At 72.9% G+C, this 12,516-nt stretch carries 12 protein-coding genes; 3 read left to right on the top strand and 9 right to left on the bottom strand.

The window, feature by feature from the left end:
- Positions 1-20: 20 nt before the first annotated feature.
- The 9 genes from ilvN to IE331_RS04905 all read right to left on the bottom strand — a co-directional run bounded on the left by ilvN (position 21) and on the right by IE331_RS04905 (position 10,185).
- Positions 21-560, bottom strand: a complete 540-nt coding sequence (ilvN, locus tag IE331_RS04945; protein ID WP_192141027.1) for an acetolactate synthase small subunit — start codon at positions 558-560, stop codon at positions 21-23.
- Positions 557-2,317 (bottom strand): acetolactate synthase large subunit, encoded by a 1,761-nt coding sequence (locus IE331_RS04940; protein WP_192141018.1) that lies wholly within the window; start codon positions 2,315-2,317, stop codon positions 557-559. The genes ilvN and IE331_RS04940 overlap by 4 nt, the downstream gene beginning before the upstream one ends.
- A 238-nt stretch (positions 2,318-2,555) precedes the next feature.
- On the bottom strand, positions 2,556-3,212 hold the full coding sequence (locus IE331_RS04935; protein ID WP_192141016.1) for a 4a-hydroxytetrahydrobiopterin dehydratase: 657 nt from the start codon (positions 3,210-3,212) through the stop codon (positions 2,556-2,558).
- A gap of 81 nt (positions 3,213-3,293) precedes the next feature.
- The gene (locus IE331_RS04930; RefSeq protein WP_192141014.1) at positions 3,294-5,186 is read right to left on the bottom strand and encodes a S9 family peptidase; all 1,893 of its coding nucleotides are present in this window, start codon (positions 5,184-5,186) and stop codon (positions 3,294-3,296) included.
- Between the two features lie 55 nt (positions 5,187-5,241).
- A complete protein-coding gene (locus IE331_RS04925) occupies positions 5,242-5,658 on the bottom strand; it encodes a VOC family protein (RefSeq protein WP_192141012.1) in 417 nt (138 codons plus the stop codon).
- Positions 5,658-6,881 (bottom strand): kynureninase, encoded by a 1,224-nt coding sequence (locus IE331_RS04920; protein WP_201931074.1) that lies wholly within the window; start codon positions 6,879-6,881, stop codon positions 5,658-5,660. The genes IE331_RS04925 and IE331_RS04920 overlap by 1 nt, the downstream gene beginning before the upstream one ends.
- A 31-nt stretch (positions 6,882-6,912) precedes the next feature.
- Positions 6,913-8,586 carry a dihydroxy-acid dehydratase gene (ilvD, locus tag IE331_RS04915; RefSeq protein ID WP_192141008.1) on the bottom strand — a complete coding sequence of 558 codons (1,674 nt, stop codon included), beginning with the start codon at positions 8,584-8,586 and terminating at the stop codon, positions 6,913-6,915.
- Positions 8,587-8,595: 9 nt separating this feature from the next.
- Complete coding sequence (locus IE331_RS04910) at positions 8,596-9,075, bottom strand: SRPBCC family protein (RefSeq protein WP_192141006.1); 480 nt, start codon at positions 9,073-9,075, stop codon at positions 8,596-8,598.
- A gap of 12 nt (positions 9,076-9,087) precedes the next feature.
- Positions 9,088-10,185, bottom strand: coding sequence for a beta propeller repeat protein (locus IE331_RS04905; protein ID WP_192141004.1), 1,098 nt, complete (start codon positions 10,183-10,185; stop codon positions 9,088-9,090).
- Between the two features lie 160 nt (positions 10,186-10,345).
- Here IE331_RS04905 and IE331_RS04900 point away from each other — a divergent pair, with 160 nt between their 5' ends.
- The 3 genes from IE331_RS04900 (at position 10,346) to IE331_RS04890 (ending at position 12,516) form a co-directional block, all read left to right on the top strand.
- Positions 10,346-11,191 (top strand): EamA family transporter, encoded by an 846-nt coding sequence (locus tag IE331_RS04900; protein ID WP_201931072.1) that lies wholly within the window; start codon positions 10,346-10,348, stop codon positions 11,189-11,191.
- 140 nt (positions 11,192-11,331) lie between these two features.
- Positions 11,332-11,523, top strand: coding sequence for a hypothetical protein (locus IE331_RS04895; protein ID WP_192141001.1), 192 nt, complete (start codon positions 11,332-11,334; stop codon positions 11,521-11,523).
- A gap of 51 nt (positions 11,524-11,574) precedes the next feature.
- Positions 11,575-12,516: an alpha/beta fold hydrolase gene (locus IE331_RS04890; protein ID WP_192140999.1), complete on the top strand. Its 942-nt coding sequence runs from the start codon at positions 11,575-11,577 to the stop codon at positions 12,514-12,516.

Genomic DNA, 12,516 nt, shown 5'->3' with positions numbered 1-12,516 from the left:
GGTGCGAGGTGTCGGGTGGGTCAGATCGCCGACGGGGGCGCGGGGACGGCGACCGGGCGCAGCGTGCGCTCGCTGATCGAGCGCGAGCCCCGCCCGACCGCGACCATCCCGGACTGGACGAGCTCCCGGACGCCGAACGGCTCGAGGACCTTGAGGAAGTCGGCGAGCTTGTCGGCGTTGCCGGTGATCTCGATCGTGACCGCGTCCGGTGCCACGTCGACGACCTTGGCCCGGAACAGCTGGACGGCGTCGAGGACCTGGCCGCGAGTTGCGGCGTCGGCCTTGACCTTGACCAGCAGCAGCTCCCTGGTGATCGACGCCGGACCGTCCAGCTCGACGATCTTGATCACCTCGACCAGCTTGTTGAGCTGCTTGGTGACCTGCTCGAGCGGGGAGTCCTCGACGTTGACGACGATCGTCATGCGGGAGATCTCGGGGTGCTCGGTGGGGCCGACGGCCAGGCTGTGGATGTTGAACCCGCGCCGGCTGAACAGCCCGGCGATCCGGGCCAGCACGCCGGGCTTGTTCTCGACCAGCACCGACAGGGTGTGCCTGCTCACAGGTCGTCCTCCTCGAACTCCGGCGCCAGGTCCCGGGCGTACTTGATGTCGTCGTTGCTGGTGCCGGCGGCCACCATCGGCCACACCATCGCGTCGCGGTGCACGCGGAAGTCCACGACCACCGGCAGGTCGTCGATCTCCATCGCCTTCTCGATGATGCCGTCGACGTCGTCCGGCGAGTCGCAGGCCAGGCCGACGCAGCCGTAGGCCTCGGCCAGCTTCACGAAGTCGGGGATCCGCTTGCTGTGCAGGTCGGTGCTGGAGTAGCGCTCGTTGTAGAACAGCGTCTGCCACTGCCGGACCATGCCGAGCGACTCGTTGTTGATCACCGCGACCTTGATCGGGATCCCCTCGATCGCGCAGGTGGCGAGCTCCTGGTTGGTCATCTGGAAGCAGCCGTCGCCGTCGATCGACCACACGGTCGCGTCGGGACGACCGACCTTGGCACCCATGGCGGCCGGCACGGAGAAGCCCATCGTGCCGAGCCCGCCGGAGTTGATCCACGTGTTGGGGTGCTCGTAGCCGATGAAGTGGGCCGCCCACATCTGGTGCTGGCCGACGCCCGAGGTGAACACCGTCTCGGGCCCGGAGATCGCGCCGAGCCGCTCGATGACGTGCTGCGGCGCCAGCGAGCCGTCCGTGGGCGCGTCGTACGCCAGGGGGTAGCTCTTCTTGATGCCGGCCAGGAACCCGACCCAGGCCTCGTAGTCCCCTTGGCGACCCTGGTCGGCCTCGGCCTGCAGCGCGGTCACCAGATCGGAGATCACCTCGCGGCAGTCCCCCACGATCGGCACGTCCGCGTGCCGGTTCTTGCCGATCTCGGCGGGGTCGATGTCGGCGTGGATCACCTGGGCGTTCGGGGCGAAGGAGTCGAGGTTGCCGGTGACCCGGTCGTCGAAGCGGGCGCCGAGGCTGATGATCAGGTCGCTCTTCTGCAGGCCGGCCACGGCGGCCACCGTGCCGTGCATGCCGGGCATGCCGAGGTGCTGGGGGTGGCTGTCGGGGAAGGCCCCGCGGGCCATCAGCGTGGTCACGACGGGGATCCCGGTCGCCTCGGCGAGCCGGCGCAGCTCCTGGGCCGCCCGTGCCCGGATCACGCCGCCGCCGACGTAGAGCACCGGCCGCCGGGCCTCGAGGACGAGCCGGGTGGCCTCGCGGATCTGCTTGCTGTGCGGGCGGGTCACGGGGCGGTAGCCGGGCAGGTTGAGCTCGGTGGGCCAGGCGAAGGTGGTCATGGCCTGCAGCGCCGACTTGGCCACGTCCACCAGCACCGGTCCCGGGCGGCCGGTCCGGGCGAGGTAGAACGCCTCGGCGACGGTGCGGGGGATCTCGGCCGGGTCGGTGACCAGGAAGTTGTGCTTGGTGATCGGCATCGTGATGCCGCGGATGTCGGCCTCCTGGAAGGCATCGGTGCCGATCATCGAGGCGCCGACCTGGCCGGTCACGGCCACCATCGGCACCGAGTCCATGTGCGCGTCGGCGAGCGGCGTGACCAGGTTGGTCGCGCCCGGGCCGGAGGTGGCCATGCAGACCCCGACCCGGCCCGTGGCCGCGGCGTACCCCTGGGCGGCGTGGCCGGCGCCCTGCTCGTGGCGGACCAGGATGTGCCGGATCGAGGAGTCGAAGAGGGGGTCGTAGGCGGGGAGGATCGCCCCGCCGGGGATGCCGAAGATGTTCTCGGCGCCGGCGCACTCGAGCGCCCGGACCAGGCTCTGGGCGCCGGTCACCTGGGTCCCGTCGCTGCCCTGCTCGCTCATTCCTCACCTGTTCCGTTCGGTGTTCGCTCTGCCAACAAAAAACCCCCCGGCCTGACGGCTACGAGGGGAGGACGCGTGGGCGGTCGAGACGTGTCGTCTCAGCTCACGCGTCGCGTGCGTACGAGGAGTCGACGAGAGCTCTCGGTGCGCATGCGCCTACGGTCGCCGCCGGGGTCCTCCGGCGTCAAGCAAGTGTGACAGCCGTCCCATATATTGGTATTGCGGTCTCACATCACGGTCATCCTCGGTCCAGCTGGGTGCACACGCACGCCTGATTGCCCTCGGCGTCCGCCAGCACCCAGAAGAGCGGGGCCTCCGCGTCACTGACCATCCTGCCACCAGCGGCGAGCGCCTCGGCAACCCGCTGCTCGGCGACGTCGTGGGCGACGTGGACGGCGACGTGGAACCGCTGCCGCGGCTCCTCGTGCGCCGTCGTCGCCTGGAACCACAGGGTCGGCAGCCGCCCGTCGGGGTCGATCAGCTCGTCGTCGGCACCCGGGTGGTCCAGGAGCCCGAGCACCGCCCGCCAGAACGGCTTGAGCGCCGCCGGGTCCGTGGCGTCGAGGGCCAGCTCGACCCGCGACACCGACAGCGGCTCCGGCCTGGCCCCGACCTCCGCGGCGAGGGCGGTGATCCGGCGGGCCAGGTCGACGTCGCGCCGGGTGAGCCCGTGCACGTCGTGACTGAGCAGCCGCACGTCCAGGCTCCCGTAGCGCAGGTCGAGGTCGGGATGATGGTTGGACTCCTCGGCGGCCGCGCCGATCCGATTCACCAGCTCCAGGCCGGTGCCGAAGTCGCCGGTGGCGTAGCGCGCCTGGATCGCTCCGACGAGCTGTCGCCAGTCGGCCAGGTCGGCGTCGAGGATCTGTCGGGCGGTCAGCGCCTCCGTGTCCATGTGCACAGTCTGCCCCTCGACCGCGGGCCGGACCACACCCCGACCCGTCGTTCCTGTCGATCCCGTGGGGGCGCCTCCCGCTCAGGTGAGCACGGTCGGCAGGTCCCCCGCCGGGGTGAACCCCATGACCTCGCCGTAGAACGCCAGCTCGGCCTCGTGCCAGGCCACGATGTTCTCCGGCTTCCGGAAGCCGTGCCCCTCCCCCTCGAACCTCAGGTAGGCGTGCGGGACGCCGAGCCGGGCCGCGGCGTCGACGATGACCTGGGACTGCGCGGGCGGGACCACCTCGTCGTCCATCCCCTGCAGCACGAGGAGCGGTACGCCGAGCCGGTCGACGTGGGTCAGCGGAGACCGCTCCTCGTACGTCGCCCGGTCCTCGGGCAGCCTGCCCACCAACCGGTCGAGGTAGCGGGACTCGAACTTGTGGGTGTGCTCGGCCAGCGCCGCCAGGTCGGCCACGCCGAACAGCGAGGTGCCGCACGCGAACGGGTGCTCGGGACGGGTCAGCGCGGCGAGCGTGGTGAAGCCCCCGGCGCTGCCGCCGCGGATCGCCATCCGGGCGCCGTCGACCCAGCCCCGGCGGGCCAGGTCCGCTGCCACGGCCATGACGTCCTCGACCTCGGCCTCGCCCCACCGGCCGCGGAGCGCCTGGCGGTAGGCCCGGCCGTACCCGGAGGACCCGCGGTAGTTCACGTCGACCACGGCGAAGCCCCGGCTGGTCCAGAAGCCGATCGCCGCGGTGCGCACCGGCACCGTGTGGGCGGTGGGCCCGCCGTGGATGAAAACGAGCAGGGGTGGCGCCTCGCCCTCGGGACCCGACACCTCGGCATGGGCCGGCGGGTGGAAGAAGGCGTGGGTCACGCCGCCCTCGACGTCGACGGTCACCGGCACCGGTGCGGCGACCGCTCCCCCGGCCACGGGCGGGATCTCGTCGACGAGCTCGACGCTGCCGTCGACGAGGTCGTGCCGGCGGATCGTGGCTCGGCCGTCGACGTCGAGGCCCAGCGAGACGACCGCCTCCGGTCCGTGCGCGACGATGCCGCCGACGGCGACGGCCGGGCACGCCAGCTCGCGCCGGCCGCCGTCCTCGGAGACCACCGCGAGCCCGTCGACGGCGTGGTCGGTGGTCACCACGACCGGCCACGAGCCCACGACGGCCAGCGCGTTGCGCCCGAAGCGGCCCCGCGGCTTGCCCTGGTCGGCCGCACGCTCGGTGACCCGGCGCACCTGACCGGATCCGGGGTCGTGGATCGCGACCTCCCAGAAGCCGGTCGAGTCCTCGGTCAGGACGAGGCGGCCGTCCGGCAGCCAGTCGAGGTCGGCGACGGCGACCCCGTCGCCGCCGGCCACCCGGGTCACCTCGCGCAGGGCGCCCGCGACCAGCCGCCCGGTCCAGGCGGCCGCGCCGTCCCACGGCATGTCCGGGTGGTTCCACGCCAGCCAGGCCAGCCGGCCGTCCGCGCCGAGCCGCGGTGCCGCCACGAAGTCGCGGTCGCCGACCACCACGCTCTGCGCGCCGGAGTCGAGGTCCACCAGCACCAGCTCGTTGGCCACGCCACCCTCGTCGTGGGTCTCCCGCACGACGACCAGCCCGTGGTCGGTGACCAGCCCGTCGGCGAACCGCACCCGAGCGCCGGTCTCCGGCGTGAGCGGGGTCGTGCCGCCGTCCGGGTGCACCCGGTGCAGGCGCTGGTCCGCGAAGTCGACCACGACGACCACGTCTCCCCGGGCAGCAACCGCTCCCCCGCCGTACTCGTGCACGCGGCTGCGGACGTTGAGGCCGGGAGCCAGGGCGGTGCTGCCGGACTCCGGCGTCCAGCGGTGCAGGCGCAGCGCGGCGGACCCGGGCTCGGAGCGGGTGAAGAGCAGGGCGTCGCCGGTCGAGAGCACCTGCTCGTACTGGCCGCTCCCCGCGGCGAGCGCGACCGCGTCGATCGGCGAGTCCCAGGTGCCGTACGGCTCGGTCCGGGTCATGCGACCACCTCCGCTGCGACCGTACGTCGTCCCGGCCGGCGCCAGGCACGCCGGTTCACGGCAGCACGGAGGAGCCGATGGGCCCCGGGTTCTGGGCGACCTCCCAGCGGAAGCCGTCCGGGTCGGCGAAGTAGCCGGTGTAGCCGCCCCACTCGCGCTCCTCGGGCTCCGAGACCGGGTCCGCGCCGGCCGCCCGGGCCAGTGCGAGCACGGCGTCGACCTCCTCCCGGGTGGCCACGTTGTGCGCCAGCGTCATCGGCGCCAGGCCGGGGCCACGCCGGATCGGGCCGACCTCGGCCTCGAAGCCGCGCTCGGCCCACAGGGAGAGCACGACCAGCTCCCCGACCCGGATCATCAGCACCTCCCCCGGGACGTCCAGCTCCGCCGCCCAGCCGAGGCCGTCGAGGTAGAAGGCCCGGCTGGCGTCGAGGTCGCGCACCGCCAGCGTCACGAAGCTGATCCGCTGGTCCATCAGCCCGCCGCCACCCGGTCCCGCAGGGCCACCATGCCGCGGCGCACCTCGTCGAAGCTGGTCGAGAGCGGCGACAGGCCCACGCGCAGCCCGTCCGGGTCGCGGTAGTCGGGGATCACGTCGGCCTCCCAGAGCTCCGCGGTCACCTGCCGCATCCGCGGGTGCTGCAGGGTGACGTGCCCACCCCTCAGGGAGGAGTCGCGCGGCGAGACGACGCAGACGCCGAGCGGGGCGAGCAGCCGGTCGGCGAGCGCCACCGCGTAGTCGGTGAGCGCCACGGACTTGGCCCGCACCGCGTCCATCCCGGCCTCCTCGAGCAGCGCCAGCATCTCCTCGACGGCGAGCATGCCGACGATCGGCGGGGTGCCGCTGAGGAACCGGCGGACGTCGGGGGCCGGCTCGTAGGTCGGCCCCATGGCGAAGACGTCGGCGGCCCCCATCCAGCCCTGCACCGGCTGCGCCAGGACGCCGAGGTGCCGATCGGCGACGTAGCCGAACGCCGGCGAGCCCGGGCCGCCGTTGAGGTACTTGTAGGTGCAGCCGACCGCCAGGTCGACCTCCCAGTCGTCGAGCCGGACCGGCACCGAGCCGGCCGAGTGGCTCAGGTCCCAGAGCACCAGCGCCCCGGCCTCGTGCGCCACCCGGGTGATCGCGGGGACGTCGGCGATCCAGGCCGACCGGTAGGCGACGTGACTGAGCAGCACCAGCGCGGTGTCCGGGCCCACGGCCGCGGCGACCTGCTCGGTCGTGGCGCCGGCGTCGGGCTCGACGTCGATCCAGCGCAGGGTCAGGTCGCACTCCCGGGCGATCCCCTCCAGCACGAACCGGTCGGTCGGGAAGTTGTCGCGGTCGAGCACCACCTCTCGGCGCTCCGGCCGGGCGGCCACGGCCGCCCGGGCGAGCTTGTAGAGGAGCACCGTGGTCGAGTCCCCGATGAACGCCTGCCCGGGGGCGGCCCCGAGCACGGTGCGCCCCAGGGCGTCGCCGAGCCGGAACGGCTGGCTCATCCACTGCTCGTCCCAGCCGCGGATCAGCCGCCCGCCCCACTCCTGGGTGACGAAGCGTCCCAGCCGCTCCGCGGTGGAGCGCAGCGGGCGCCCGAGCGAGTTGCCGTCGAAGTAGACCAAGGGGGTCTCCGCGCCCACGAACCGGTCCCGGTGCCCGGCCAGCGCGTCGCCGGCGTCGAGCGCGGCGGCGTGCTCCGGAGAGGTGAGGTCGTCCATGGGGCCCATGTCTACCGTGCTTGGGCGCGGTTCAGCTGGTGACCGCTCCGTGCGCCGCGGACTGCACGACCTTGGCGTACTTGCCGAGCACGCCGCGGGTGTACTTCGGCGGGTTCGGCTCCCAGCCCTCGCGGCGGCCCGCGAGGTCGGCGTCCACGTCCAGGGTCCGCTGGGCGACATCGAGGGTGATCGGGTCGCCGTCACGCACGAAGGCGATCGGGCCGGCGTCGACGGCCTCGGGCGCGATGTGCCCCACGCACAGCCCGGTGGTGCCTCCGGAGAAGCGCCCGTCGGTGACCAGCAGGACGTCCTTGCCGAGCCCCGCGCCCTTGATCGCGCCGGTGATCGCGAGCATCTCCCGCATGCCGGGGCCGCCCTTGGGGCCCTCGTAGCGGATGACCACCACGTCGCCGGCGACGATCTCCCCGGCCGCGAGGGCGTCCAGCGCGGCCCGCTCGCCGTCGAAGACCCGGGCGGTGCCGGTGAACGTCGAGTCGTCGAAGCCGGCCGACTTCACCACCGCGCCCTCGGGGGCCAGCGAGCCCTTGAGGATGGTGAGCCCCCCGGTGCGGTGGATGGGACGGTCCAGCGCGCGGATGATCTCGCCGTCGACGTCCGGCGGCGCGATCGCGGCGAGGTTCTCGGCCATCGTGCGACCGGTCACCGTGAGCACGTCGCCGTGCATGAGACCGGCGTCGAGCAGCGCCTTCATGACCATCGGGATGCCGCCGACCTTGTCGACGTCGTTCATGACGTACTTCCCGAACGGCTTGAGGTCGCCGAGGTGCGGCACCCGGTCGCCGATCCGGTTGAAGTCGTCGATCTCCAGCGGGACCTCGGCCTCACGGGCGATCGCGAGCAGGTGGAGGACGGCGTTCGTCGAGCCGCCCAGCGCCATCACGACGGCGATGGCGTTCTCGAACGCCTCCCGCGTCATGATCTGGCGGGCGGTGATGCCCTGGCGGAGCATGCCGACCACGGCCTCCCCGGAGCGGTGCGCGAACCCGTCCCTGCGCCGGTCGACGGCCGGGGGCGCGGCGCTGCCCGGCAGGGACATCCCGAGCGCCTCGCCGACGGAGGCCATCGTGTTGGCGGTGTACATCCCGCCGCAGGCGCCCTCCCCAGGACAGATCGCCCGCTCGATGCGGTCGACCTCGGCCTCGGTGATCCGACCGGCCAGGCAGGCGCCGATGGCCTCGAAGGCGTCGATGATCGTGACGTCGTTGCCGTCGACCTGCCCGGGCATGATCGAGCCCGCGTAGAGGAACACCGAGGCGAGGTCCAGCCGGGCCGCGGCCATCAGCATGCCCGGCAGCGACTTGTCGCAGCCCGCCAGCAGCACCGAGCCGTCGAGGCGCTCGGCCATCATCACCGTCTCGACGGAGTCGGCGATCACCTCGCGCGAGACCAGGGAGAAGTGCATGCCCTCGTGCCCCATGGAGATGCCGTCGGAGACCGAGATCGTGCCGAACTCCAACGGGTAGCCGCCGGCGGCGTGGACGCCGTTCTTGACCGCCTTGGCCAGCCGGTCGAGCGACAGGTTGCAGGGGGTGATCTCGTTCCAGGACGAGGCCACCCCGATCTGCGGCTTGGCGAAGTCCTCGTCGCCCATCCCGACGGCGCGGAGCATGCCCCTCGCGGCGGCCTTCTCCAGGCCGTCGGTCACGTCACGGGAGCGGGGCTTCAGGTCCGGCTTCGACGTCATGCGCCGAGCCTAGTGGGCCTCGCCGGTCGGATCGGCCTCGGCCACCATCGCCAGCCGGTCCAGGCCCTTCTCGAAGTCCCTGCCGATCAGCTTGTCCATGTTCATGACCTTGGCGAAGACCGCGGCGACGCCCTTGTTCTCGCCGGACATGGTCCAGGTCACCTCGGTGCCGGCGTCGCCGACCGGTCGCAGGACGAACGCGGTGGGGTTGCACGCCTTCCACGGCTTCTCGAACTGCACGACGAGGTCGACGCGCTCGGGCGAGGACCCGGTGATCTCCATCTGCCCCTTGCCGGCCTTGCGGTTGCCCTCCCAGGCGTAGTGCGCGCCGACGCCGGACTCCGGGCCGGAGTACTCGCGCCGCAGATCGGGGTCGAGGTCCTCCCACGGCGACCACGCCGTCCACGCGTGGAAGTCGTCGACGAGCGCCTGGATCCGCTCGGGCTCGGCGGAGATGGTCTTGGTCCTGGTGACGGTGTACTCGGCCATGGCCCCAGCCTCTCAGATCGCGGCGGCGCGCACCGTCATGACGTCGGGCAGGTCCCGGATCACCTCGCGCCACGTCGTACCGGTGTCGGGCGAGGCCCACACGCTGCCGTTGCGCGCGCCGAGGTAGAGCCCGGCCGGCTCGTGGTCGTCGGTGCACATCGCGTCCCGCATCACGCCCACGAAGAAGTGGTCGGGCAGGCCGGTGCCGTCGTCGCCCCCGAGGGCCGTCCAGCTCTCGCCGGCGTCCTGGGACCGCCACACCCGCGCCCGGGCGTCCGGCGGGAACCGGCCGTCGGCACCCGCGAGCGGGAACACGAAGACGGTGTCCGGGTCGTGCGGGTGCACCACGATCGGGAACCCGAAGTCCGAGGGCAGTCCGTCGGCGATCGACCGCCAGGTCGCACCGTGGTCGTCGGAGCGGTAGACGCCGCCGTGGTTCTGGGCGAACAGCCGCTCGGGCCGGTCGGGGTGCCGGGCCACCTTGTGCACGCACTGTCCGAACGCGGGGTAGCGCTGGTCCTCGGGCATGAAGTCGGCCCGGATCCCCTGGTTGCGCGGCTCCCAGGAGCCACCCCCGTCCTGGGTCTGGTAGACGCCGCCGGTGGAGATCGCCGCCGTCACCGACGCCGGGTCGGAGGGGTGCGGCAGGATCGTGTGGAACGCCTGGCCGCCGAACCCGGCGCCCCACTCGGCCCGCTGAGGGTGGTCCCAGAGAGCGCGCTCGAGGGTGAACGTCTCGCCGCGGTCCTCGGACCGGAAGATCGCGCCGGGCTCGGTGCCGGCGTAGACCACCTCGGGCGTCGTCCCGGGGGCCAGCTGCCACACGCGCTCGACGGCGGCGTCGGTGTCCTCGGGGAAGCGGACCGCGCCGTTGGGGGTCTCCTGCCAGGTCGCCGCGAGGTCGTCGCTGCGCCGCACCTGCGGACCCACCCACGTGGAGGACGCCCCGGCGAGCAGGCGTGGCCGGTCGCCGCGGGTGTCGATCATGCAGGAGTAGACCTCCTCCATGGAGAAGTGCGGGCCGGTCCACTCCCAGGTCTCGCGGTCCGCGTCCGACACACCCACCCACAGCCCCTTGCGGGTGCCGACCATCATCACCGTGCGTGACATGGCACGCCCCTTCCTGTCTCCTCGACCGTCCGGCCGTCCGGTCCGGTCGCCCCGACCGGCTCGTCAGGTCAGACCGGCGCCGGTCCCCGGACTCATCGCCGCGGTGTCGTCGATGACATGCTTCGCAGACTAGTGCCGGGCACCGACGATGGGGAGGGGCATGCAGCGCGCAGTCTGGTACGTCCTGGCCGGCATCGTCTCGGTCCAGCTCGGGGCGGCCATCGCCAAGGACCTGTTCGACCGGATCGACCCGACCGCGATGGTGTTCCTGCGCCTGGTCACCAGCGCACTGCTGCTCACCGTCATCGCCCGGCCGAGGCTGCGCGGCCGGAGCCGCGCCGACTGGCTGGTGGTCATCGGCTTCGGCATCGCCCTGGGCACGATGAACTGGGCGATCTACCAGTCCTTCGCCCGGATCCCGCTCGGCGTCGCGGTCACGATCGAGTTCATCGGACCGCTGACGATCGCCGTGCTCGGCTCCCGGCGGGCGCGGGACCTGATCTGGGTCGGGCTGGCGGCGGCCGGGGTGCTGCTGTTCGGGTTCGACCCGACGGGGGTCACCCTGCCCGGCGTGCTGTTCGCCCTGCTCGCCGGCGCCGCGTGGGCGGCGTACATCCTGCTCAGCGCCCGCACCGGGCAGCGCTGGCAGGGCGTCGAGGGGCTGGCGGTGGCGAGCGTGGTCGCCACCCTGGTCCTGATGCCGTACGCCGTGGCGCGCGGCGGATCCACGCTGCTGCTCCCCGACATCCTGCTGCTCGGCGCGGCGGTCGGGGTCCTCTCCTCGGTGGTCCCCTACTCCTTCGAGCTGGCCGCGCTGAGGCAGCTGAAGCCGGCGGTGTTCGGGATCCTGATGAGCCTCGAGCCGGCGGCCGCCGCGCTGGCGGCGATCGTGGTGCTCCAGGAGCTGCTCACGCCGCTGCAGTGGGTGGCGATGACCAGCGTGGTCGTCGCCAGCGTGGGCGCGACCCGCAGCGGCCGGAGCCGGCTGGAGCCGGTCCCGGACTGAGCGGCGGCACCCGAGCACCTCGCGGCGTTCACACAGATGTCACACGACGTTGACGGGGGCGACCCCGGAGGCCCGTAGCGTCGGTGGCACGGGGTCGGAACCGCACAGGACCGGCCAGTCACGAGCCCTCGGAGGCACCGATGACCTTCCTCAGCCAGACCCTGCAGATGCGACCGCGGCACCTCGTGGCCGGCTGGGCCACGGGCTCCCAGCTGCGGGCCCGGCGCAACGCCCTGGTCGCCTCGACCGCCCTCGCGCAGCGGCGGTCCGAGGCGGCCGAGGTGGAGGAGTTCCTGGCCACCCGGTCCGGGCTGCCCGCCCGGACCGGGTGAGCCTGGTCACTTCTGCCCCATCCGCGCGCCCGGTCGGGGAGAATCCCGGCCATGTCCTCGCCTGCTGCTCCCGCCGAGCCCACGGTCTTCCCCGACGTCGACCCCGCCCACCTGCCGGTGTTCTTCCACGACGTGACCTCGGCGGACGGGACCCGGCTGCGGGCCTGGACGAACGACCCGGACTGCCTCATCGACGGGCCCACCGTGCTGCTGTGCAACGGGCTCGGCACCAACGCCTGGACCGCCCCGGGGCTGCTGCGACCCGACTGCGGGGTCCGGGTGATCTCCTGGAACCACCGCGGGACGGGTGGGTCGGAGCGCCCCGAGGACCGGGACCGGGTGGGGATCGAGCACTTCGTCGAGGACGCCATCGCGGTGCTGGACCATGCCGGTGTGGAGCGCGCCACGCTGATGGGGTGGTCGATGGGCGTGAACACGATGTTCGAGCTCGCCGCCCAGCACCCCGAGCGGGTGAACGGCCTGTTCGCGGTGGCCGGCGTCCCGGGCGACACCTTCGCGACGATGCTGGCGCCCCTGGGGCTGCCCAAGGTGGTCTCGAAGGCGGTGACGGTGAACCTGGCCCGAGCCGCGAAGCTGTCCGGCCGGGCCCTGACGCCGCTGACCACCCGGCTGCCCGTCGGCCCGCTGGGCGTCGACCTCCTCACCCGCACGGGCTTCATGTTCCCGCCCGCGGACGTGGCGCTGGCGGCACGTGCGATCCGGGAGTTCCTGACAACGCCGGTCGAGTGGTACTTCCACCTCGCGCTGCACACGGCACGGCACCCGCGGGTCTCGTTGAGCGCAATCGACGTGCCCACGGCGTTCGTCGCTGGTCGGTGGGACGTCCTCGCGGGCCCGCGGGACATGGCCTCGGCGGCCGACCGCATCGAGGGCGCGACGTACGTCGAGCTGCACGGCACGCACTTCGTGATGATGGAGCGCCCGGAGCGCGTCCACGAGCTGCTGCTGGAGCTGCTGGCTAGAGTCCCGTGA

The sequence above is a fragment of the Nocardioides donggukensis genome (genome assembly GCF_014842875.1).
GTDB lineage: Bacteria > Actinomycetota > Actinomycetes > Propionibacteriales > Nocardioidaceae > Nocardioides > Nocardioides donggukensis.
The sequence above is the reverse complement of the archived record's forward strand: the minus strand, read 5'-3'. Positions and strand labels throughout refer to the sequence as shown.